This window comes from Inmirania thermothiophila (assembly GCF_003751635.1).
Lineage (GTDB): Bacteria > Pseudomonadota > Gammaproteobacteria > DSM-100275 > DSM-100275 > Inmirania > Inmirania thermothiophila.
In genome coordinates this window covers 180533-202741 of record NZ_RJVI01000002.1, presented here as the reverse complement: position 1 = coordinate 202741, position 22209 = coordinate 180533, and the positions used below count along the sequence as shown (strand labels likewise).

Annotated in this window: 23 protein-coding genes; 4 read left to right on the top strand and 19 right to left on the bottom strand. The window is 74.9% G+C overall.

What is annotated here, in order from left to right:
* Positions 1 to 2: 2 nt before the first annotated feature.
* Complete coding sequence (locus EDC57_RS06615; protein ID WP_123401828.1) at positions 3 to 788, bottom strand: 3'-5' exonuclease; 786 nt, start codon at positions 786 to 788, stop codon at positions 3 to 5.
* 9 nt (positions 789 to 797) lie between these two features.
* Positions 798 to 1691, bottom strand: coding sequence for a cysteine synthase CysM (gene cysM, locus EDC57_RS06610; RefSeq protein WP_123401114.1), 894 nt, complete (start codon positions 1689 to 1691; stop codon positions 798 to 800).
* A gap of 108 nt (positions 1692 to 1799) precedes the next feature.
* On the opposite strand from cysM, the gene EDC57_RS06605 reads away from it, so the two are divergent.
* Genes EDC57_RS06605 through EDC57_RS06595 form a run of 3 tightly spaced genes read left to right on the top strand, consistent with a single transcriptional unit; the run spans position 1800 to position 8261 of the window.
* Complete coding sequence (locus tag EDC57_RS06605) at positions 1800 to 3830, top strand: TonB-dependent receptor plug domain-containing protein (RefSeq protein WP_123401113.1); 2031 nt, start codon at positions 1800 to 1802, stop codon at positions 3828 to 3830.
* 16 nt (positions 3831 to 3846) lie between these two features.
* Complete coding sequence (locus EDC57_RS06600; RefSeq protein ID WP_123401112.1) at positions 3847 to 4764, top strand: hypothetical protein; 918 nt, start codon at positions 3847 to 3849, stop codon at positions 4762 to 4764.
* Entirely contained in the window at positions 4761 to 8261 is a 3501-nt protein-coding gene (locus EDC57_RS06595; RefSeq protein ID WP_123401111.1) for an ATP-binding protein, read from the top strand. Before EDC57_RS06600 ends, EDC57_RS06595 begins: the two co-directional genes overlap by 4 nt.
* Here EDC57_RS06595 and acpS read toward each other — a convergent pair.
* The 14 genes from acpS to rpoE all read right to left on the bottom strand — a co-directional run bounded on the left by acpS (position 8243) and on the right by rpoE (position 19062).
* Positions 8243 to 8635 (bottom strand): holo-ACP synthase, encoded by a 393-nt coding sequence (gene acpS, locus EDC57_RS06590; protein ID WP_123401110.1) that lies wholly within the window; start codon positions 8633 to 8635, stop codon positions 8243 to 8245. The two genes, EDC57_RS06595 and acpS, sit on opposite strands and share 19 nt — an antisense overlap.
* On the bottom strand, positions 8632 to 9381 hold the full coding sequence (pdxJ, locus tag EDC57_RS06585; protein WP_123401109.1) for a pyridoxine 5'-phosphate synthase: 750 nt from the start codon (positions 9379 to 9381) through the stop codon (positions 8632 to 8634). The genes acpS and pdxJ overlap by 4 nt, the downstream gene beginning before the upstream one ends.
* On the bottom strand, positions 9378 to 10100 hold the full coding sequence (gene recO, locus EDC57_RS06580; protein ID WP_123401108.1) for a DNA repair protein RecO: 723 nt from the start codon (positions 10098 to 10100) through the stop codon (positions 9378 to 9380). Before recO ends, pdxJ begins: the two co-directional genes overlap by 4 nt.
* 6 nt (positions 10101 to 10106) lie before the next feature.
* A complete protein-coding gene (era, locus tag EDC57_RS06575; RefSeq protein ID WP_123401107.1) occupies positions 10107 to 11003 on the bottom strand; it encodes a GTPase Era in 897 nt (298 codons plus the stop codon).
* Complete coding sequence (rnc, locus tag EDC57_RS06570) at positions 10996 to 11676, bottom strand: ribonuclease III (RefSeq protein WP_123401106.1); 681 nt, start codon at positions 11674 to 11676, stop codon at positions 10996 to 10998. The genes era and rnc overlap by 8 nt, the downstream gene beginning before the upstream one ends.
* Positions 11673 to 12068, bottom strand: a complete 396-nt coding sequence (locus EDC57_RS06565) for a DUF4845 domain-containing protein (protein WP_123401105.1) — start codon at positions 12066 to 12068, stop codon at positions 11673 to 11675. The genes rnc and EDC57_RS06565 overlap by 4 nt, the downstream gene beginning before the upstream one ends.
* Positions 12069 to 12076: 8 nt before the next feature.
* Positions 12077 to 12886 carry a signal peptidase I gene (gene lepB / locus EDC57_RS06560; protein WP_123401104.1) on the bottom strand — a complete coding sequence of 270 codons (810 nt, stop codon included), beginning with the start codon at positions 12884 to 12886 and terminating at the stop codon, positions 12077 to 12079.
* 11 nt (positions 12887 to 12897) lie between these two features.
* The gene (lepA, locus tag EDC57_RS06555) at positions 12898 to 14694 is read right to left on the bottom strand and encodes a translation elongation factor 4 (protein WP_123401103.1); all 1797 of its coding nucleotides are present in this window, start codon (positions 14692 to 14694) and stop codon (positions 12898 to 12900) included.
* A 94-nt stretch (positions 14695 to 14788) separates the two neighbouring features.
* Positions 14789 to 15043, bottom strand: coding sequence for a glutaredoxin family protein (locus EDC57_RS06550; protein WP_123401102.1), 255 nt, complete (start codon positions 15041 to 15043; stop codon positions 14789 to 14791).
* Positions 15036 to 16466 (bottom strand): DegQ family serine endoprotease, encoded by a 1431-nt coding sequence (locus tag EDC57_RS06545; RefSeq protein WP_425454793.1) that lies wholly within the window; start codon positions 16464 to 16466, stop codon positions 15036 to 15038. Before EDC57_RS06545 ends, EDC57_RS06550 begins: the two co-directional genes overlap by 8 nt.
* A 73-nt stretch (positions 16467 to 16539) precedes the next feature.
* The gene (locus tag EDC57_RS06540; protein WP_123401101.1) at positions 16540 to 16986 is read right to left on the bottom strand and encodes a SoxR reducing system RseC family protein; all 447 of its coding nucleotides are present in this window, start codon (positions 16984 to 16986) and stop codon (positions 16540 to 16542) included.
* Positions 16987 to 16990: 4 nt separating this feature from the next.
* Positions 16991 to 17953, bottom strand: a complete 963-nt coding sequence (locus tag EDC57_RS06535) for a MucB/RseB C-terminal domain-containing protein (protein ID WP_123401100.1) — start codon at positions 17951 to 17953, stop codon at positions 16991 to 16993.
* Complete coding sequence (locus EDC57_RS06530; protein WP_123401099.1) at positions 17954 to 18469, bottom strand: sigma-E factor negative regulatory protein; 516 nt, start codon at positions 18467 to 18469, stop codon at positions 17954 to 17956.
* Positions 18466 to 19062 (bottom strand): RNA polymerase sigma factor RpoE, encoded by a 597-nt coding sequence (gene rpoE, locus EDC57_RS06525; protein ID WP_123401098.1) that lies wholly within the window; start codon positions 19060 to 19062, stop codon positions 18466 to 18468. The genes EDC57_RS06530 and rpoE overlap by 4 nt, the downstream gene beginning before the upstream one ends.
* A gap of 189 nt (positions 19063 to 19251) precedes the next feature.
* Between rpoE and nadB the strand changes: the two genes are divergently transcribed.
* Positions 19252 to 20865, top strand: a complete 1614-nt coding sequence (nadB, locus tag EDC57_RS06520; protein WP_123401097.1) for an L-aspartate oxidase — start codon at positions 19252 to 19254, stop codon at positions 20863 to 20865.
* A gap of 3 nt (positions 20866 to 20868) precedes the next feature.
* Here nadB and EDC57_RS06515 read toward each other — a convergent pair whose 3' ends face one another.
* From EDC57_RS06515 to EDC57_RS06505, 3 genes are read right to left on the bottom strand one after another with little or no spacing between them, the layout of a single operon-like run.
* The gene (locus tag EDC57_RS06515; RefSeq protein ID WP_123401096.1) at positions 20869 to 21231 is read right to left on the bottom strand and encodes a hypothetical protein; all 363 of its coding nucleotides are present in this window, start codon (positions 21229 to 21231) and stop codon (positions 20869 to 20871) included.
* A gap of 13 nt (positions 21232 to 21244) precedes the next feature.
* A complete protein-coding gene (locus EDC57_RS06510; RefSeq protein WP_245995167.1) occupies positions 21245 to 21511 on the bottom strand; it encodes an FAD assembly factor SdhE in 267 nt (88 codons plus the stop codon).
* A 1-nt stretch (position 21512) separates the two neighbouring features.
* Positions 21513 to 22205 (bottom strand): succinate dehydrogenase iron-sulfur subunit, encoded by a 693-nt coding sequence (locus EDC57_RS06505; protein ID WP_123401095.1) that lies wholly within the window; start codon positions 22203 to 22205, stop codon positions 21513 to 21515.
* Positions 22206 to 22209 lie beyond the last annotated feature (4 nt).

Below are 22209 nucleotides of genomic sequence, written 5' to 3'. Positions count from 1 at the left end.
GCTCAGCCCGCCCCGCCGCGCCAGCGCCGGAGGAAGGCGGCGAGGTGCGGGCGGCCGTCGGCGGCGAGCGCCCGCGCCACCCGCTCGCACTCCGCCTCGTAGCCCGCCGGATCGAGCCGCCCCCGCAGGAGCTCGAAGCGCAGGTAGACGAGATAGGTGTTGAGGGCGTCGGTCTCGCAGTAGTCGCGGATGGCCCCGATCTCGCCCGCGAGCCACGCCCCCCAGACGTCGCCGCCGCGCATCCCCATCTTGCCCGGCAGCCCCAGCAGCACCGCCACCTCGTCCAGCGGCGCCCCCGCCCGCGCCTGGTAGGCGCCGAGCACGTCCATGAGGTCAGTGTGGCGCTGGTGGTAGCGGCTGAGATAGTTGTTCCAGCGGAAGGACTGGTCGTCCTCGCCCGTGTCCCAGTAGCGCGGGGCCTGCACGCCGTGCACCAGCGCCCGGTAGTGGAGCACCGGCAGGTCGAAGCCCGACCCGTTCCAGGAGACCAGCACCGGAGCGTAGCGCTCGATGCCGTCGAAGAAGCGCCGGATGAGCTCGGCCTCGCCGGCCTCGGGCCCGCCCAGCGCCCACACCCGCACCTGGCCCTCGTGGCGCAGCACCGCCGCGATGGCCACCACGCGCTGGAGGTGGTGGGGGAGGAAGTCCGAGCCCGTGGCCTGGCGGCGGCGGGTGAAGAGGATCTCGCCCACGGCGCGGTCGTCGAGGCCCTCGAGGTCCAGCAGGCGCCGCGCCCCGTCCACGTCGGGCACGGTCTCGATGTCGAAGGCGAGGACCGTCGCCGGCAGCACGGCCGCTCAGCGGGTCGGGAAGATGCCGGTGGAGAGGTAGCGGTCGCCGCGGTCCGGGATGATGGTGACGATCACCGCCCCCTCCAGCTCCCGGCCGAGGCGAAGCGCCGCCGCCACCGCCCCGCCCGCGGAGACGCCGCAGAAGATCCCCTCGCGCGCCGCCAGCGCCCGCGCCGTCTCCTCCGCCTCCTCCTGGCTGACGTCGAGGATGCGGTCGACGCGGGCCGGGTCGAAGATCTTCGGCAGGTACTCCGGCGGCCAGCGCCGGATCCCCGGGATGCTGGCGCCGTCGGCGGGCTGCACCCCGACGATCTGCACCGCGGGGTTGCGCTCCTTGAGGTAGCGGGAGACCCCCATGATGGTGCCGGTGGTGCCCATGGCGCTGACGAAGTGGGTGACCTCGCCGCCGGTGTCGCGCCAGATCTCCGGCCCCGTGGTCTCGTAGTGGACCCGCGGGTTGTCGGGGTTGGCGAACTGGTTGAGGAGCAGGCCGCGCCCCTCGCGCGCCATCGCCTCGGCGAGGTCGCGCGCCCCCTCCATGCCCGCCTCGCGGCTGACCAGCACCACCTCGGCGCCGTAGGCGCGCATGGTGGCCACGCGCTCGGCGCTCGCGTTCTCCGGCATGATCAGCACCATCCGGTAGCCGCGGATGGCGGCGGCCATGGCGAGGGCGATGCCGGTGTTGCCGCTGGTGGCCTCGATGAGGGTGTCGCCGGGGCGGATCTCGCCCCGCGCCTCGGCGCCGCGGATCATGCCCAGTGCCGGGCGGTCCTTGACCGAGCCGGCGGGGTTGTTCCCCTCCAGCTTGACCAGGAAAGTGTTGGGGCTGTCCCCGGGCAGGCGCTGCAGCCGCACCAGCGGCGTGTTGCCCACCTGCTCCTCGATGGTCCCGTAGCGCATGGCGCGGCACAGTGTAGCGCATGGCCACCGCGGCGACCACGAGGCGCGGCGGCGGCCGACGGGTTACCCTACGGCGCAAAGAGGACCGCATCCCGGGAGGACACCGCCGTGAGAGCAACCGCCGGCTGGCTGCTTGCCCTTGCCCTCGCCTTCACCGCCCGCGCCGCAGAGCCGCCGCTGCTCGCCGCCGCCGCCGAGCTGCCGGTGGTGCTCTCCGCCACGCGCCTTCGCCAGCCCGCCCTGGAGGCCCCGGTCTCGGTCACCGTCATCGACCGCGAGCTCATGGAGGCGAGCGGCGCGACGGAGCTCCCGGAGCTCTTCCGCCTCGCCCCGGGGTTCCTCGTCGGCCACCTCAACGGCCATCACGCCACGGTGGGCTACCACGGCCTCCTCGACCCCTACGCACGCCGCATGCAGGTGCTGGTGGACGGCCGCTCGGTCTACACCCCGGCCTTCGGAGGCGTGCGCTGGAGCAACCTGCCGCTGGTGATGGAGGACATCGCGCGCATCGAGATCATCCGCGCCCCCAACGCCGCCGCCTACGGCCCCAACGCCTTCCAGGGGATCGTCAACATCGTCACCGAGACCGCCCTGGAGACCCGCAACGGCGCCGCCGTCGCCGCGGGCGAGCCGGGGCGGCGCCGCGCGGTGCTGCGGCTCGCCGGCGCGCGCGGCGAGCGCGCCTTCCGCGCGAGCCTCGCCTACCGGCGCGACGACGGCTTCAGCGGCCGCAACGACGATGCCGAGACCGCGATCCTCGCCCTGCGCGCCGATCTGCCCCTGGGGCCCGCCGAGATGGTGGAGCTGCAAGGGGGCTACAACCACGGCCGCCACGGCCAGGGCGACGGCGTCGACCAGTTCGGCTTCGACGACCGCCGCAGCGACGAGACCGACACCGGGTTCGTCCAGGGGCGCTGGCGCCGCGTCCTCGGCCCCGGGGAGGAGCTTACGCTCCTCGCCTACCACCGCCGCGAGCGCACCCGGGACCGGGAGAGCGGACCCGCCACGATCCCGCTTCCCGGGCTCGGGGATCTTCCCCTCGAGGTCGAGGCCGACCTCGGTCGCGACGCCCGCCGCACCGACCTCGAGCTGCAGCACGTGGTCGCGCCGCGCCCTGGAACCCGCATCGTCTGGGGCCTGGAGGCCCGCCACGACGAGGTGGAGGCGCCCGGGCTCCTCGCCGGCGGGTCCTTCAGCAACGACCTCTGGCGCCTGTTCGGCAACCTCGAGCAGGGCGGCGGCGGCCGCCTGGTCTGGAACGCCGGCGCCATGGCGGAGGCCAACCGGGTGAGCGGCACCCGCATCGCCCCCCGCCTCGGGGTCAACCTGCGCATCGCCCCGGGCCACGCCCTGCGCCTGACCGTCGCGGGCGCCACCCGCAACCCCTCGGCGGTGGAGGCCGCAGGCGACTTCGCCTTCTTCGGCCGCGTCACCGACCCGCTGCAGGCGGCGCTGCTGGACGGCGTGCTCGATGCTCTCGTCGGCACCGACGTGCGCGGCGACCTCGTCATGGATCACCAGTTCCTCACCCGCCGCCTGCCGGACCCGGAGGAGATGCGCTCGCTGGAGCTCGGCTGGATCTTCCGCGCCGGCCCCGTGGCGGGGGACCTCAAGCTTTTCACCGAGCGGCTCGACGGCCTCGTCGCCGCCACCAAGCTGACCCTCGCCGCCAAGGACGGTGTCTACAACGTCGACGGCAAGACCGGGGTCTTCGTCAACCGCAACGACGTGCGCCTGCACGGGCTCGAGCTCCAGCTCGACGCCCGCCCCGGGCGGCGCAACCGCATCCACCTCGCCTACGCCCTCACCGACGCCGACGCCAGCGGCGAGGATGCGCAGGACCTGGAGGAGTCGGTGCCGCGCCAAAACCTCGCCCTGCTCCTCACCCGGCGCCTCGCGGGCGGGCTGCGCGCGAGCGCGGCGGCCTACTACGTGAGCGGCATGCGCTTCCTCGACGTGGGCGCGACGGTGGGCGCCTACCGCCGCCTCGACCTCACCCTCTCGGGGCCGCTCGCCGGCGCCGGCCGGGGTGCGCGCTGGCGCCTGGCGCTGCAAAACGTCGACGGCGCCGATGCCGACCTGCAGCCGGACAACCGCCTCGACACCCGCCTCCAGGCGGGCGTGACCCTGCCCCTCTGAGCGCCGCGAGCACGCCGTGGCTGCGCCGCTCCGCCTCCCTGCCGCGCTGGTGCTGCTGGTGGCGGCGGCCGCCGCCCCGGCGGCGCAGGTGGCGGTGTGGGGCGGGGGCGATGCCGCCGCGCGGGAGACGGCGGCCCTCGTCGAGGCGGCCCTGCGCACCGGCGGACACGAGCCGGTGGCCGATGCACCCGGGACCGTGCGCGCGGGCGCTGCGGCCTACGTGGTCCTCGGCCGCGACGCCCTCGCCGGCATCGCGACCCTCCCGCCGGCGCTGCCCGTGGTGGCGGGGCTCGTACCGCGCGCCGACGCCGAGGCCGTCGTCGCGCGGCTGCCGCCGCCGCGCCGGCACCGGCTCTGGATCGTCACCACCGAGCAACCCCCGGCGCGGATCCTGCGCCTTGCCGCCCTCGCCCTACCCGAGGCGCGCCACGTGGGCGTCCTCCTCGGTCCCCGCTCGGGTGCCGCCCGCGCCGCGGTGGAGGCGGCGGCGCGGGCCCTCGGGCGGGTGCCGCGCATCGGCCTCGTCCCCGACGCCGGCGCCCTCATCCCCGTCCTCGACGAGCTGCTGCCCGAGGTCTCGGTGCTCGCGCTGCTTCCGGATCCGGTGGTGGTCAACCGGGTCGGCATCCGCCCGCTGCTGCTGCGCGCCTACCGCGCCGGCGTGCCCGTGGTGGGCCCCTCCCGGGCCCTCGTTCGCGCCGGCGCCGTGGCGGGGGTATTCTCGGGGCCGGAGGAGATGGCCGGCGAGCTCGCGGCGCTGGTGGAGGCGGCGCTGGCGGGCAAGGCCCCCGACCCCGGGCCGCGCCCGCCGCGCCGCTTCGACGTCGTCGTCAACCCCTACGTGGCGCACGCCCTGGGCCTGACCCTGCCGGGGGCGCCGGTGCTGGCCCGGGAGCTGCGCGAGCTGGAGGAGCGGGAGGTGGGCGCACTATGAAGGGGGGACCGAGCCTGCGCCGGCACCTGCTGGCGGCCACCCTGGTGCCCCTGGTCCTGAGCGCCCTGGTGCTCACCGGCCACTTCGTCCGCCGCCAGTTCCAGGCCGAGGAGGCCTCCCTGGAGGCGCGCGCACGCGCCCTCGCCGCGCAGCTCGCGGTGGCGGCCGAGTACGGCGTCTACAGCGGCAACCTGCGCTACCTCGACGACCTGGGCCTCGCCCGCCAGCTCGCCGCCACCCCGGGCTTCGAGGGCGCCGAGGTGCGCAGCGCCGACGGCCGCGTGCTGGCCCGCTTCGGCCGCCCGGACCCCCGCCCGCCCGAGGCCCCCACCGCGGGGCTGCGCCGCACCCGCCACGACCTCACGGTCACCGTCCCCGTGCGCCCCACCGGGATCCGGGTGGACGACTTCGCCCCCGCCGAGGCCGAGCCCGCCGGCGTCGCCGGCTTCGTGAGCGTCCGCTTCTCCCTCGCCGCCACCCGCAACGCGCAGTGGGCCTTCGCCCGCGAGGCGGCGCTGCTCTCGGCGGGGGTGCTGCTGCTCGGGCTCGCCGGCGCCTGGTGGCTCGGACGGCGCATCACGCGCCCGCTGGCGGAGCTGACCGAGGCGGTCTCGCGGCTCGAGGCCGGCCACCTGGACACGCGGGTGCGGGTCGCCCGGGAGGAGGAGCTCGCCACCCTCGGGCGGGGCTTCAACCGCATGGCCAAGGCCCTGGAGCGGGCGCAGCGCGAGCTCGAGACGCGCATCGAGCGCGCCACCGCCGAGCTGCGCGAGTCGCTGGAGGCGCTGGCAGCGCAGGAGACCCGCTACCGGGAGCTGGTGGAGAACGCCAACAGCGCCATCCTCAAGCTGGACCTCACCGGTCGCATCACCTTCGTCAACGAGCACGCGGCCCGCTTCTTCGGCTACGAGGAGGAGGAGCTCGTGGGGCGGCCGCTGCTCGCCACCCTGCTGCCGGGAGGCCACGCCGAGCAGCTCGCCCGGATCCTGCGCGACCCGCGGTCCTATCCGGTGGCCGAGCTCACCAACCTCCGTCGCGACGGGCGCATCGTCCACATGCTCTGGTCCCACCACCCGCTGCGCGGGACCGACGGGCGCGTCGTGGGCGTGATCGCGGTGGGCCAGGACGTGACCGAGCGGCGGCGCATGGAGCAGGCGCTGGAGCGCCTCGCCCAGGTGGGGGGCAGCCCCGCCGAGCTCTACGACGCCTTCGCCGCGGCGCTCTGCATCGGGCTCGACGCGCGCTGGGCCGCCCTCTGCCGGGAGGTGGAGGGCCGCCCCGACTGGGTCGAGACCGCAGGCAGCGCCGAGGCGGGTACACCGGCCCCGCACCTGTGCTACCTGCTGCGCGAGACCCCCTGCGCCGAGGTCTGTCTCGAGGGGCGCGCGGTGGCCATCGAGGCGGGCTTCGCCCGCCGCCACCCCGGCGATACGCTGCGCCGGGCGATGGGGGTGGAGAGCTACGCCGGGGAGCCCGTGCGCGACGCCTCGGGCCGCATCGTGGGCGCGGTCTGGGTGGCCGATCCGCAGCCGCGCGCCGAGACCCCCGCGGCGCGGGCCCTGCTGCGGCTCGTGGCCGCCCGTGCCGCCTTCGAGTTCGAGCGCGAGCGCGCCGCGCGGGCGCTGGTGCGGGACCGCGACCGCGCCGAGGCCGCCTCGCGGGCCAAGTCCGAGTTCCTCGCCAACATCTCCCACGAGATCCGCACCCCCATGAACGGCATCGTCGGCTTCGCCGGCATGCTCCTGCGCACCCGCCTGGACCCCACCCAGCGCCACTACGTGGAGACCATCGACCGCTCCGCCCGCCACCTCCTGACCCTGCTCAACGACGTCCTCGACCTCTCCCGCGTCGAGGCCGGCCGCCTGGAGCTGCAGGAAGGCCCCTTCCACCTGCGCGAGCTGGTGGAGGAGGTGCTCTCGATGCTGGGCGCCGCGGCGGCCGAGAAGGGCCTCGAGCTCGTCCACCTGGTCTACGCCGACGTCCCCGAGGCCGTCGTCGGCGACGCCGTGCGCCTGCGCCAGGTGCTGGTGAACCTGGTGGGCAACGCCATCAAGTTCACCGACGAGGGCGAGGTGGTGGTGCGGGTCATGAACGACGACGCCGGCGACGGGGAGACCGAGGACCTGCGCCTGCGCATCGAGGTCAGCGACACCGGCATCGGCATCCGCGCCGCGGACGTCGAGCGCCTCTTCGCCCCCTTCACCCAGCTCGACGGCGCGGCCGAGCGCCGCCACGGCGGCAGCGGGCTCGGGCTCGCGATCTGCCGCCGCCTGGTGGAGCACATGGGCGGGCGCATCGGGGTCGAGAGCGCGCCGGGGCGGGGATCCACCTTCTGGTTCACCCTGCGCCTGCGCCTCGACACCGCGGCACCGGACCTGCGCCAGGACCTGCACGGGCGGCGGGTGCTGCTCTGCGAGCGCCACCGCCTCGCCCGCCTCTCCATGAGCCACGTGCTCCACCACTGGGGGATCGAGACCCTGGAGGTGGCGGATCTTGCCGCCGCCCCCGACGCGGCGCGCCACGCCGCCGCCTCCGGGCGCGCGCTGGACGCGGCGGTGCTCGCCTTCCGCGCCGACGAGGCCGCCGCTGGACGCTGCCGCGACACCGTGGCCGCGCTGCGCGCCCTCGACCTGCCCGTGATCGCCTACGTCAGCGGCCGCAGCGCCGCCCAGCGCGAGCAGGCCTGCGCCCGCTGCACGGTGCGCTGCCGGGACAAGCCCTTCGTCAGCCACATCCTCTACGACGAGCTGCGCGCCGCCACCGCCCCGGAGCCGGCGGCGGCCGAGCGGCCCGCCACTGCCCCCGCGGCGGGGCTGCACCTCCTCGTGGTGGACGACAACGCCGTCAACCGCCGCCTGATGGAGCTCCTCCTCGGCCAGGCGGGCGCCCGCGTCACCCTCGCCGCCGACGGACGGGAGGCGCTGGCCGCGGCCGCGGCGCAGCCCTTCGACGCCATCTTCATGGACCTGCACATGCCGGGGATGAGCGGCGAGCGTGTGCTCAAGCGGCTGCGCGCCGCGGAGGGGCCCAACCGCGCCACCCCCGTGATCGCCCTCACCGCCGCCGGCGCCGGCGACGAGCGCCAGCGCCTGCTCGGCCGCGGCTTCGACGACTTCGTCGCCAAACCCGTGGACGAGCACGCCCTCGCCCGCGTCCTCGCCCGCCTCGGCGGCACCGCCGCCCCCGCGACGGGGGGCGCCATGGCGGGGGTGCGGGAGGAACTGCTGGGCATGCTCGTGGCCGAGCTCCCGGAACATGCCGCGGCCCTCGCCGCCGCCCTGCGCGGGCGCCGCGCGGCGCAGCTGCAGTCCCTCGCCCACCGGCTGCGGGGGGCCGCCCTCGCCGCCGGCCACGCCGCGCTCGCGGCCCATGCCCGCGCCCTCGAGGAGGCCGCCGAGGACGGCGACTGGGCGGTGATCCGCGCCCGCCACGAGGCGCTCGCGGCCCTCATCGAGGCCCTCGCCGAGCCCGCGCCGGCTCAGGACGCGGGCGGCTGAGCCTCGAGGATCACCACCGCGAGGGCCACGTCCTCCTCGTCGGAGAGGCTCAGATGCACCCGGGCGACCCCCAGCGCCCGCGCGCGCCGGGCCGCGGCGCCCCGCAGCTCCAGCCGCGGCGCGCCGCGCGGGTCGTGCCCCACCACCACGTCGGCCTTGCGGATGCCGTCCCGGAATCCGGTGCCGAGGGCCTTGACCGCCGCCTCCTTGGCGGCGAAGCGCCGCGCCAGGAAGTGGGCGGGGCGGGCGCTGCGGGCAAGCTCCGCCCGCTCCTCGGGGGCGAGCAGGCGCCGCTCCAGGCGCACTCCCCAGCGCGCGTGCAGCCGCGCAAGGCGTGCCACCCGCACGACGTCCGTGCCGAGGCCGACGATCACGGCAGCCCGCGCGCGGCGCGCATCAGCCGCTTCATCTCCGCCACCGCCGCCGCCAGCCCCGAGAAGACCGCACGGCAGACGATGGCGTGGCCGATGTTGAGCTCCACCAGCTCGGGGATGGCCGCCACCGGCATGACGTTGTGGTAGTCGAGGCCGTGGCCGGCGTTGACCTCGAGGCCGAGGCCGCGTGCGTGGACCACGGCCTCGCGCACGAGGGCGAGCTCGCGCCGCCGCGCCGCCTCATCCGCGGCCTCGGCGTAGCGCCCGGTGTGGATCTCCACCACCGGCGCGCCGGCCTCGCGGGCGGCGTCCAGCTGGCGCCGGTCCGGATCCACGAACAGCGAGACCCGGATCCCGGCGGCGCCGAGCCGCGCCACCGCCTCACGCACCCGCGCGAGCTGCCCGGCGACGTCGAGCCCGCCCTCGGTGGTGAGTTCCTCACGCCGCTCCGGCACCAGGCAGCAGTGCGCCGGCCGGTAGCGCTCGGCGACGGCCATCATCTCCTCCGTGACCGCCATCTCCAGGTTGAGCCGGGTGCGCAAGGTCTGCACCAGGATGGCGACGTCGCGCTCCTGGATGTGGCGACGGTCCTCGCGCAGATGCACGGTGATCCCGTCCGCCCCCGCCTGCTCGGCGACGAAGGCCGCCTGCACCGGGTCCGGGTAGCGGGTCCCGCGCGCCTGGCGCAGCGTCGCGACGTGGTCGATGTTGACCCCGAGCAGCGGGGCCTCGATGTGGGTGCTCATGCCTCGGCCTCCCCCGCGGGCGCGCCCCGGCGCCCGCCCAGCAGTTCCGGACTGCGCAGCGGCCGCCCGCCGAGGTGGCGGGCGAGGGCCTGCTGCAGGAGCCGCCGCGCCTCGCCGGCGTGCGCCCCGGGCGGCGGCTCCTCCCCGCGCAGGGCGAGCAGCGTCGCCCCCGAGACCGCACCAGCGGCCTCCGGCGCCACGGCCACCAGCCGCTGCCCCCCCTCGAGCCGGTAGCGGCCTTCCGCCACCACCGGCGCGCCGTCGGCGGTGCGCTCCAGCGGCAGGCCCCAGCCCAGCTCCTCGAGCAGCGCCGCCTCGAAGCGGCGCAGCGCCCAGCGCCGCCGCCCGGCATCGGGCAGCGCCCCGAGCAGGGCGTGATAGGCGGCGAAGAGGCCCGGATGCGGATCGCCCCGCACCGTCAGGCGCAGCAGCAGCTCGTTGGCGTAGAGCCCCGCGAGCAGGGCCTCGCCACGCAGCAGGGGCGCCGCCCCCGCAGGCTCGGCCCGGCGCAGGGTGGCGAGCTCGCCCCGCCCGCCCCAGGACGCGAGCAGCGGGCGGAAGGGCTGCAGCAGAGATCGCCACGGCGAGCGCGGCCCCCGCGCCCCGCGCGCCACCACCCCCACGCGACCATGGCCGGCGGCGAACAGCTCGACGATGCGGCTCGACTCGCGGAAGTCGCGCCCGTGCAGGACGTAGGCCGGCTCCAGCCCCTCGCTCACCCTCGCTCACTCCCGGTAGCCGAGGCTGCGCAGCACCCGCTCGTCGTCGCTCCAGCCCTCGCGCACCTTCACCCAGAGCTCGAGGTGCACCTTGCGCCCCAGCAGCTGCTCCAGGTCCTCGCGGGCCTCGATGCCCACGCGCTTGAGCATGCCGCCCTCGCGTCCGATCACGATGGGCTTCTGGCTCTCGCGCTCGACCAGGATGACGGCGTGGATGCGCGCGAGCCGCCCCTCGTCGACGAAGCGCTCCACCTCCACGGTGAGGGCGTAGGGCAGCTCCTCGCCGAGGCGGCGGGTGAGCTTCTCGCGCACGATCTCGGCGGCGAGGAACCGCTCGCTGCGGTCCGTCAGCTGTCCCGGCTCGAAGAGCGCCGGCCCCTCGGGCAGCAGCCTCACGAGGGCCTCCTCCAGCGCCTCCACGTTGTCGCCCCGGAGCGCGGAGACCGGCACCACCTCGGCCCATGCGCGCCTGCCGCGCAGCGCGTCGATGTGCGGCAGCAGGGCGCGCTTGTCGCGCACCCGGTCCACCTTGTTGATCACCAGCACCACGGGGCACTGCACCGGCGCCAGCCGCTCCAGCACCAGCTCGTCCTCCTCGGTCCAGCGCGTGCCCTCGGTGACCATCGCCGCGACGTCCACGTCGGCCAGGGCGCCGGCGGCGACGCGGTTCATGTAGCGGTTGAGCGCGCGGCGGGCGCGGCGGTGGATGCCCGGGGTGTCGACGTAGATGAGCTGGGCATCGGGGCGGGTGCGGATCCCCAGCAGGACGTGGCGGGTGGTCTGGGGCTTGGGCGCGGTGATGCTGAGCTTCTCGCCCACGAGGCGGTTGAGCAGCGTCGACTTGCCCACGTTGGGCCGCCCCACCAGGGCGACGTAGCCGCAGCGGAAGGGCGCCTCAGCCATCGCCCAGCATCTCCAGCAGGCGCGCCGCGGCCGCCTGCTCGGCCTCGCGGCGGCTCCCGCCGCCGCCCTCGGCGGCGAGGTCGCCGTCCTCGAGCCGGCAGCGCACCGTGAAGCGGCGCGCGTGCTCCGGGCCCTCGGCGCGGACCAGCTCGTAGCACGGCAGCGGCCGCCCCGCGCCCTGCAGCCGCTCCTGCAGCCGCGTCTTCGGATCCTTCACCGCGTCCTGCGGCGCCAGGGCGTCGAGGCGCTCGCCGAGCAGGCGCCGCACCACCCCCCGCGCCCCCTCCAGTCCCGATTCGAGATAGGCGGCGCCGATGAGGGCCTCGACCGCGTCGGCGAGGATCGAGGGCCGGCGAAAGCCCCCGCTCTTGAGCTCGCCCGCGCCCAGCCGCAGGTGGGGCCCGAGATCGAGCTCCGCCGCCACCGCCGCCAGGGTCCGGCCCTGCACGATGCGGGCGCGCAGGCGCGACAGCGCCCCCTCGTCGAGCTCGGGGAAGCGCGCGTGGAGGATCTCCGCCACCACGAGGTTCAACACCGCATCGCCCAGGAACTCGAGGCGCTCGTTGTGCCGCCCGCCCGCACTTCGGTGGGTCAGCGCCTCGGCCAGCAGCCCGCGGTCGCGGAAGCGGTGGCCGAGCCGCTCGCAGAGACGCTCGAGGGGATCGCCGCTCACGGTGCGCCGATGAAGACCTCGTCGTGGAAGCGCACCAAGGCGTCGACGTTGCCGAGGATCGGCACCTGCACCTGATACGCCACCACCACCCGGTGACCGCCCCGCTCGCGCAGCACCTTGACCGCGTCCTTGCCGACGCGGTCGACGTCGTTGATGTCGAGTCGGCGCATGAGGAGCTCGCGGATCTCGCCCGGCCCCGCCCCGCGTGCGGCCGGGTCCTGGATCAGCGAGCGCATCGAGGCCTTGACCTCGAAGTGCTCCAGATAGACCGGGATCAGCCGCAGCGCCAGCAGCAGGAAGAAGCCGCCGATGAGCAGCGCCGCAAGCGCCCCCAGCAGCGTCAGCCCCCGCGCTCGTGCCGGACCGCCCCCCTTGCCCTGCCCTCGTGCCATGGTGCCCCTCAGTGGATCGGCCGCCCGATGCGCCGCCAGCGGATCAGCCCCTCGTCGACGCCGCTCCAGTTCATCCAGATCAGGAACGCCTTGCCGACGAGGTTGCGATCCGGCACCGCGCACCAGAAGCGGCTGTCGTTGCTGTTGTCGCGGTTGTCGCCCATGACGAAATAGTGCCCCTCAGGGACGACGTAGGCGCCGTCCCGCAGACAAGGGTAGCGCAGCGGCGCCGGATAGGGGTCGAGGAGGATGTCGTGCTCGCGCCCGTCGAGCCGCTCCCGGTAGCGGCGGGCGCCGTTCTCGTATTCGCCGACGTAGCGCCGGGGCACGGCGCGGCCGTTGACGTAGAGCTGCTTGTCGCGGTACTCGATGCGGTCCCCCGGCAGGCCCACGACGCGCTTGATGTAGTCCACCGAGGGGTCGCGCGGGTAGCGGAAGACCACCACGTCGCCGCGCTCGGGGCGGCCGAGATCGATCACCTTGGCGTTGATCACCGGCAGGCGGATGCCGTAGGCGAACTTGTTGACGAGGATGAAGTCGCCCGCGAGCAGGGTCGGCATCATGGAGCCCGAGGGGATGCGGAAGGGCTCCACGAGGAACGAGCGCAACACCAGCACGGCGAGCAGGATCGGGAAGAAGGAGCGCGCGTACTCCACGAGCACCGGCTCCCGCGGCGCCGGCCGCGCCTCGGCGTCGCCGGTCGCGACCGCGGCGGCGTGTGCACGCCGGCGCGGCGCCAGCCACAGGGCGTCGGCCGCCCACACCAGACCGCTCGCCACCACGGCGAAGAACAGGACGGTCGGAAAATCGAACTGCATCGTCGCCTCCCTCACCCCTCCCGGCCGATGCGCAGCGCGGCGAGGAAGGCCTCCTGGGGGATCTCCACCCGCCCCACCTGCTTCATGCGCTTCTTGCCCGCCTTCTGCTTCTCCAGCAGCTTGCGCTTGCGCGTGACGTCGCCGCCGTAGCACTTGGCGGTGACGTTCTTGCGCAGGGCCTTGACCGTGGTGCGGGCGACGATCTTGGAGCCGATCGCGGCCTGGATCGCCACCTCGAAGAGCTGCCGCGGGATGAGCTCGCGCATCTTCTCGGCCAGCTCCCGCCCCCGCGCCTGGGCCTGGTCCCGATGCACGATCATGGACAGGGCGTCGACGCGGTCGCCGTTGATGAGCAGATCGAGCTTGACCAGCGGCGCCGCCTGGAAGCGCACGAACTCGTAGTCGAAGGAGGCGTAGCCGCGGCTCACCGACTTGAGGCGGTCGAAGAAGTCGGTCACCACCTCGGCCAGCGGCAGCTCCCAGGTCAGCGCCACCTGGCTGCCGTGGTAGTGCATCGCCCGCTGCACGCCCCGCTTCTCCACGCACAGGCCGATGACCGCCCCCAGATGCTCCTGCGGCACCAGGATGTGGGCGGCGATGATGGGCTCGCGGATCTCGCGGATGCGGCTCGGCGGCGGCAGCCGCGCCGGATTCTCCACCCGCACCACCTCACCGTCGGTGGTCTCCACCTCGTAGACCACGGTGGGCGCCGTGGTCACGAGGTCGAGCCCGTACTCGCGCTCGAGCCGCTCCTGCACGATCTCCATGTGGAGCATGCCGAGAAAGCCACAGCGGAAGCCGAAGCCGAGCGCCTGCGAGGTCTCGGGCTCGTAGTGCAGCGCCGCGTCGTTGAGGCGCAGCTTGGCCAGGGCCTCGCGCAGGTCCTCGTAGTCGTCGCCGTCGCTGGGATAGAGGCCGGCGAAGACCCGCGGCTGCACGCGGCGGAAGCCCGGCAGCGGGGCGGCCGCGGGGCGGCGGTCATGGGTCACGGTGTCGCCCACGGGGGCGCCGTCGATCTCCTTGATGCCGGCGACGAGGTAGCCCACCTCGCCGGTGGCGAGGCGTTCGCGCGGGCTGCGCTTGGGGGTGAAGACCCCCACTTCCTCGACCTCGTAGGTGCGCCCGGTGGACATGATGCGGATCCGCTCGCCCGGCGCGACGGCCCCGTCCACCACCCGCACCAGCGAGATCACGCCGACGTAGTTGTCGAACCACGAATCCATGATGAGGGCCTTGAGCGGGGCCTCCGCCTCGCCCCGCGGCGGCGGGATGCGCGCCACCACCGCCTCGAGCAGCTCCGGCACCCCCTCGCCGGTCTTGGCGCTGACCCGCAGCGCGTCGCTGGCATCGAGGCCGATGATGTCCTCGATCTCCGCCGCCACGCGCTCCGGCTCCGCCGACGGCAGGTCGATCTTGTTGAGCACGGGGACCACCTCCAGCCCCTGCTCGATGGCGGTGTAGCAGTTGGCCACGCTCTGGGCCTCGACGCCCTGCGCCGCATCCACCACCAGCAGCGCCCCCTCGCAGGCCGCGAGCGAGCGCGAGACCTCGTAGGAGAAGTCCACGTGCCCCGGGGTGTCGATGAGGTTGAGCTGGTACTCGCGCCCGTCCCGCGCGCGGTAGCGCAGGCTCACGCTCTGCGCCTTGATGGTGATGCCCCGCTCGCGCTCGAGCTCCATGGAGTCGAGCACCTGCTCGCGCATCTCGCGCTCGTCCAGCCCGCCGCAGAGCTGGATGAAGCGGTCGGCCAGGGTCGACTTGCCGTGGTCGATGTGGGCGATGATGCAGAAGTTGCGGATGTGTTCCATGGACGCTCGAGGCCCCGCCGATGGAGCCGGCCGCAAAGGCGCGGGATTATAACCGACGCCGCGGGGCGGGCGGCGCACGGCCGCCCGCCCCCGGTCAGGATGCGGCCTCGTGGCCCAGGTGGCGCAGCAGCGCCGCCTCGTCGAGCCGTCCGAAGCAGATCTCGGTCTCCCCCTCGGTCAACACCGGCACCCGCTCGCCGTACCGGGCCTCGAGCCCCGGCTCGCCCTCGATGTCCACCACCTCGAGGGCGAAGCCGAGCCGGGCCTGCCACGGCGCGAGGGCGGCCTCCATCGCCTCGCACAGGTGGCACCAGCCGTGCCCGTAGAGGGTCAGGCGCCGCTCACTCATCCGCCGGCACCTTGAGGGCGAGGAAGAGGGGGCCGCTGCGCCGCTGCACCAGCAGCGCCACCGCCTTGCCCGCGGGCAGCTCCTTGATCAGCTTCCGGAACTGCTCGACCCCCTCCACCGGCTCGCCGCCCACGCGGACGATGACGTCGCCCGGCTCCAGCCCGGCCGCCCGCCCCGCCCCGTCGCCCACCTCCTCGACGACGACCCCGCCCTCGGGCAGGTCGAGGGCCTCGCGGATCTCGTCCGGCACCTCGCCGACGACGATACCGAGCCGCTCGCTGCGCGCCTTGTCCGGCTGCTCCCCGGCGGCGCGCGCAAGCTCCTCCTCCGCCGGCAGCTCGCCGATGCGCACGCGGAGGGTGATCCGCTTGCCCTCGCGCAGCACCGTCACCGGCACCTCGCGCCCGACGCGCGTGCGCCCCACCATGGGCGGCAGCGCCGCCGAGTCCGGGACCTCGCGCCCGTCGTACTCGAGGATGACGTCGCCGACCTGGATCCCGGCCTTGGCCGCGGGGCTGTCGGGCAGCACCCGAGCCACCACCGCGCCGGTGGGCTTGTCGAGGCCGAAGGACTCGGCGAGCTCCCGGTTGACGTCCTGGATCAGCACGCCCAGCCAGCCGCGCGTGACCTTGCCTGTCGCCTTGAGCTGCTCGGCCACGTCCATCGCCACGTCGATGGGGATGGCGAAGGAAAGCCCCATGAAGCCGCCCGTGCGGCTGTAGATCTGGGAGTTGATGCCCACCACCTCGCCGTCCATGTTGAACAGCGGCCCGCCCGAGTTGCCGGGGTTGATGGCGACGTCGGTCTGGATGAAGGGCACGTAGCTCTCGCGCGGCAGGCTGCGCCCCTTGGCGCTGACGATGCCCGCGGTCACGGAGTGGTCGAAGCCGAAGGGCGAGCCGATGGCCAGGACCCACTCCCCCACCTTGAGCCGGCGCGAGTCGCCGATGCGCACCGCCGGCACCGGCTCATCCACCTCCACCTTGAGCAGCGCCACGTCGCTGCGCTCGTCGAGGCCCACCACCTTGGCCTGCAGCTCGCGCCGGTCGCTGAGCCGGACGACGATCTCGTCGGCGCCCTTGACCACGTGCGCGTTGGTGAGGAGATAGCCGTCCGGCGAGATGAAGAAGCCCGAACCCAGCGACTGGGTCGGGACCTCCTCGGTCTCGCCCTGCTCGCCGAAGAAGTGGCGGAAGAGGTCGCCGAAGGGCGTCCCCTCGGGCATGTCCGGGATCTTGAAGCCGGGCGGCAGACGCCGCCTGCGCTCCACCTTCTGGGTGGTGCTGATGTTCACCACCGCCGGGCTCGCCTCCTCCACCAGCTTCGTGAAATCGGGCAGGCCCCGCGCCGCCTGCGCAAGCCCGGCCGCCATCATCGCCGCCACGGCGGCCAGCGCCGCCGTCCCGTATCGCATCCCGTTCATCTCACCTCCTACGCACCCTGCGCCGGTTCCGGCGCCTCCTTCAACCCGATCGAGGCGGCGGTGTCCCGCCGCCTCAGCATCCGCAGAGATCGCGCCGGCGCGCCACGATCACCGGCTGGGCGCGGGCGCCCCGCCGCCACCGCCCGGCGTAGGCCCGCGCCAGCGCCAGGCCCGCGGCGAACCCCGCCGCCGCCCCGGCCAGCGCCGGCCCGTCGCCGCCGGCCACCGCCCCCACGGCGATCCCGCCCGCGAGCAGGCCCAGCAGCGGCACCAGGTAGACGGCCACGACGCCGCGCAGCATCGCCCCTTCGTCCAGGGCCACCGTGACCTCGTCGCCCGCCCGCGCGCCGGCGGCGTTGAGGGCCCGCACCCGCACCGCCCGCCGCCCGAAGACGCTCGCGAGCGCCCCGCTGCCGCAACCCGCGGCGGCCTCGCAGCCGTCGCAGCCGGCGCGCCGCTGCGCCTCCACCCAGGCGTGGTCACCCTCGACCCGGATCACCCGTCCCGACGTCTCGATCAATGCCTCATCCCCCCTCCTCGATGCCCTCGGCCACCATCCGCACCGTCGGCGGCGGCACCTCGCCCACCGCGGTGACGCGGTGCCCGTCGAGGATGCGCCCGTAGGCGCTCACCGCCCCCATGCGCACCAGCCCCTCGAGACCGCCCGCGGCCCCCGCCTCCTCCACGTAGACCGAGACCGCGGCAAGCCCGTCGCTGATCAGCAGGTGCACCGCCTCGTCGCCCGCACCCGGCAGCCGCGTCATCCCCCGGCCCACGAGACGGAAGCCCGGCGGCAGGCGTCCCAGGCGCCAGCGCCCCGGATCCGCCTGCGGCCCCGCCGCCGGCACCTCGTGCATGCGCAGCCGCGTCCCGCCGGGCGCGGCCTCGAACCGCTCGCGCGGGATCGCCCCCCCGACGCGCAGGCTGGTGAAGAGCACGGTCTCCAGCACCCGCCCGCCCTCGCGCAGCTCCACCCGCAGCGGCAGCGCGTGCTCGCGGTCGAGCCAGAGCCGGTAGCCGTAGCGGTAGCGGTCGCGCGGCTCGATGGCGACGACCACCGCCCTGCGACCGGCGACCCGCCCCTCGCCCGCGGTGTGCAGGCGGTAGCCGGCCTCCACCGCGTCGAGCCCGCCGGCGAGCCGCCAGCCCAGCGTCGCCGGCGGCACCCCCTCCGGGATGCGCACCGCGCCGCCGTCGGGCAGCACGTAGGTGAGGCCGTCGCCGTCGCGGACGATCTCCCGCGGCGCCCCGTCGAGGGCGTAGAGCCGCTCGCGCTCGACGCCGCCGACGCGCCCGTGCACCAGCGCCATCGTCGTCATGCCGCCACCGTGGCGGTAGACGAACACCCCCTCGTAGTCGAGCCGGCGCAGGGCCTCGGCCATGCGGTCGAGCCACAGCCGCGCGTCGTCGCCCGCCGCGGCCGCCGCCACCGCCGCCTGCAGCAGCACCGCCGCAGCGAGCCCGCGCCCTGCAGCCGGCGCACCCACCTAGCGCGATTCCTCGTAGCCGACGATGCGCACGTAGGGCGGCACCCCCGCCATCGCCGCCCCCGCCGCCGCCCCGGAGTGGTCCACGAGATAGGCGTCGAGGCGGGCCCGCAGCGCCCGCTCGTCGCGCAGCCAGGGATCGCCGGCCGCCGGCGCCGCCGCCACCGGGACCTCCTTCACGGGCTCGCCGCCCCCGCGCATGAGCACCGCCGCCGCCACCAGCGCCGCCGCGGCCGCCGCGGCCGCCGCGGCCCACGGCAGCCGCCGCCCCCGCACCGGGGCCGCCGCCGGCGCCGGCGGCTCGGTCTGCAGCGCCTGGCGCACCCGATCCGCGAAGCCCGGATCCACCCGCTCCGGCAGGCCCCGCCGCAGCGCCTCGCCGATGAGCTGGTAGCGCGCCCAGCGCGCCCGCAGCGCCTCGTCGCGCTCGAGCCGCCTCAGCAGCAGCGGCACCTCCTCCTCGGCCAGCTCCCCGTCCATCCACGCCGAAAGCTGCTCGCCAACCCGGTCGCTCATGCGCGGCCTCCGTCCTTCGTTTCCACCAGGGAACGCAGCTTGCGGTCGATGGCCTCGCGGGCGCGGAAGATGCGCGAGCGCACCGTGCCCACCGGGCACGACATCGCCTGCGCGATCTCCTCGTAGCTCATGCCCTCGAGCTCGCGCAGGACGATGGCGGTGCGCAGCTCCTCGGGCAGGGCCTCGATGGCCTCGAACACCGCCCGCTCCACCTCGTCGCGCAGCAGCAGGTTCTCCGGCGTGTCCACGTCCTGCAGGTGCATCTGCGGCCCGTCCGGCTCCGCCACCTGCGTCTCGATGTCGTTCTCCACCGGCCGCCGCCCCTGCGCGATGAGATGGTTCTTCGCGGTGTTGACCGCAATCCGGTACAGCCAGGTGTAGAAGGCGCTCTCGCCCCGGAACTTGGGCAGGGCCCGATACGCCTTCAGAAACGCCTCCTGGGCCACGTCCAAGGCCTCGGCGGGGTCCCGCACGTAGCGCGAGATCAGCTGCACGATCTTGTGCTGGTACTTGCGGACGAGGAGGTCGAAGGCCTCGCGCTCGCCCGCCTGGACCCTGCGCACCAGCTCGCGGTCGACGCTACGCTCGCCCATCGGGGCGAACCCTCACCGCGGGCCGGCGGATCCCTCCGCCTGTTGACGTAGACAATGCGTGCATGGGTTAGTTCTCGGCCCTTGCCGGGCCCGGAAGACGTGGGCTAGGCTTCATCGCCTTCGCGCCGCCCTCCCCAGCGGGCGGTCGCGCCACGGCACGATAGCGCAGCGGGCAGCGGGGCCACAAGCATGCTCCCCGGAGAGCAGGTCGACGTCCTCATCATCGGCAGCGGCGCGGCGGGACTCAGCCTCGCGCTGCGCCTCGGGACGCGGCTGCGCGTCACCGTGGTCGCCAAGGGCCCCGTCACCGAGGGCAGCACCTACTACGCCCAGGGGGGCATCGCGGCGGTGCTCGCCGACGACGACTCGGTGGAGGCCCACATCGCCGACACCCTCGAGGCCGGCGCCGGGCTGTGCCGCGAGGAGACCGTGCGCTTCGTGGTGGAGCGCGGCCCCGAATGCATCCGCTGGCTCATCGAGCAGGGCGTGGTCTTCACCCCCGCCCGCGGGGAGGACGGCGCCGGCGGCTACCATCTCACCCGCGAGGGCGGCCACAGCCGCCGCCGCATCATCCACGCCGCCGACGCCACCGGGCGCGCGGTGCAGACCACGCTGGTGGACCGGGTGCGGGCGCGGCGCAACGTCCGCATCCTCGAGCACCACATGGCCGTGGATCTGATCACGGCGCGGCGGCTCGGGCTCGCCGAGGACCGCTGCCTCGGCGCCTACGTCCTCGACCTGCAGCGCCAGCGCGTGGAGGCGATCCCCGCCCGCTTCGTGGTCCTGGCCACCGGCGGCGCGAGCAAGGCCTATCTCTACACCACCAACCCCGACACCTCCACCGGCGACGGCATCGCCATGGCCTGGCGTGCGGGCTGCCGGGTCGCCAACCTCGAGTTCAACCAGTTCCACCCCACCTGCCTCTATCATCCGGAGGCGCGCAACTTCCTCATCTCCGAGGCGGTGCGCGGCGAGGGCGGGCGGCTGCTGCTGCCCGACGGCACCCGCTTCATGGAGGAGTTCGACCCGCGCGGCGAGCTCGCCCCGCGCGACATCGTCGCCCGCGCCATCGACCACGAGATGAAGCGGCTCGGCATCGAGTGCGTCTATCTCGACATCAGCCACCGCCCGCCCGAGTTCGTGCGCGAGCACTTCCCCACCATCTACCGGCGCTGCCTCGAGTACGGCTTCGACATCACGCGCGAGGCCATCCCGGTGGTGCCTGCGGCGCACTACACCTGCGGCGGCGTGGTCACCGACCTGGCCGCCCGCACCGACCTGCCCGGGCTCTACGCCGTCGGCGAGGTGGCCTGCACCGGCCTGCACGGGGCCAACCGCATGGCCAGCAACTCGCTCCTGGAATGCCTGGTGTTCGGCGCCGCCGCCGCCGAGGACATCCTCGCCCGGGCCGACGAGGTCCCCCCGCCGCCGCCCCTGCCGCCCTGGGACGAGAGCCGCGTCACCGACTCCGACGAGGAGGTGGTGGTGGCCCACAACTGGGACGAGCTGCGCCGTTTCATGTGGGACTACGTGGGCATCGTGCGCACCGACAAGCGCCTGCAGCGGGCCCGCAACCGCGCCCAGCTCCTGCGCTCGGAGATCCAGGAGTACTACGGCAACTTCCGGGTCACCGGCGACCTGCTGGAGCTGCGCAACCTCGCGCAGGTGGCCGAGCTCATCATCCGCTGCGCCCAGGCGCGCAAGGAAAGCCGCGGCCTGCACTACACCCTGGACTACCCGCGGCCCGACGACAGCCGCCCGCCCCGGGACACCGTGCTCGACCCCGCCGCCGACGCGGCCTGAGGCTCAGGCGAGCCCGAGGGCCACGCGCAGCCGCCCGAAGGCGGCGGCGCCCACCTCGGCGCGCCGCACCACCAGCGCGTAGCGCCCCTCGCCCGCAAGGCGGAGCCGCAGCACCAGGATCCCGGGCGCCACCGCATGGGCCGCCGCCACGGTGGCGGCGACCGGTTCGCGCCCCGCCCGGTGCAGCCGCCAGCCCCCGGCGCCGGGCTCGAGCCGCCGCGGCGGGTGGGCGCGCCGGTGCCAATGGCGGCGGCCGGCCAGGGCCGAGGCCGCGGCGGCCGCGACCACGGCCGCCGCCCCCGGCGGCGGCAGCAGCAGGGCGACGGCGAGGGCCGCGGCGTGGGCGGCGGCCCACAGCCACGGCACCGGGTCGGCGCCCTCAAGGACGAGCGCGGGCGTGGGCGCGGATCCGCTCCACGAGGTCGGTGAGCTCCCCATCCGTGGGCCTCTCCCCGGCCAGCAGCCACGACATCAGGCGCTGGTCCTCCGTCGCCAGGAGCCGCTCGAAGGCGGCGCGCTGCGCCGGCGTCAGGGCATCGTAGCCGCCGCCGTCGACGAAGCCGCCGAGCAGCTCGTCCAGCTCCAGCATGCCGCGGCGGCAGCGCCAGCGCAGCCGCCCGCGCTCGCCGCCGCCCTCCGCCGCCACCTCAGATCGCCCGCTTGAGCATGAGCTGCTTGATGTGGCCGATGGCCTTGGTGGGGTTGAGCCCCTTGGGGCAGGCCTCGACGCAGTTCATGATCGTGTGGCAGCGGAAGAGCCGGTAGGGGCCGTCGAGGGCGTCGAGGCGCTTCTCGGTGGCGGTGTCGCGGCTGTCGGCGAGGAAGCGCCAGGCCTGCAGCAGCGCCGCCGGCCCCAGGTACTTGTCCGGGTTCCACCAGAACGAGGGGCAGGAGGTGGAGCAGCAGCCGCAGAGGATGCACTCGTAGAGGCCGTCGAGCCGGTCGCGGTCGGCCGGATCCTGCAGCCGCTCGCGCTCCGGGGCCGGCTCGTCGTTCTGCAGCCACGGCTCGATGCTGCGGTACTGGCGGTAGAAGGGCTCCATGTCCACCACCAGATCGCGGATGACCGGCAGCCCCGGCACCGGGCGAATGGTCACCGGCTCGGCCAGCTCCCGCACCGGGGTGATGCAGGCGAGGCGGTTCGAACCGTTGATGTTGAGGGCGTCCGAGCCGCACACCCCCTCGCCGCAGGAGTGGCGGAAGGTCAGGCTCTCGTCGCGGGCCTTGATGGCGATGAGGGCATCGCGGACCATCCACTCCGGCTGGACCTCGATGTCGTATTCCTGCATGTAGGGCCCGCTGTCCTTGTCCGGGTTGTAGCGGTAGATCGAGAAACGCATGGGG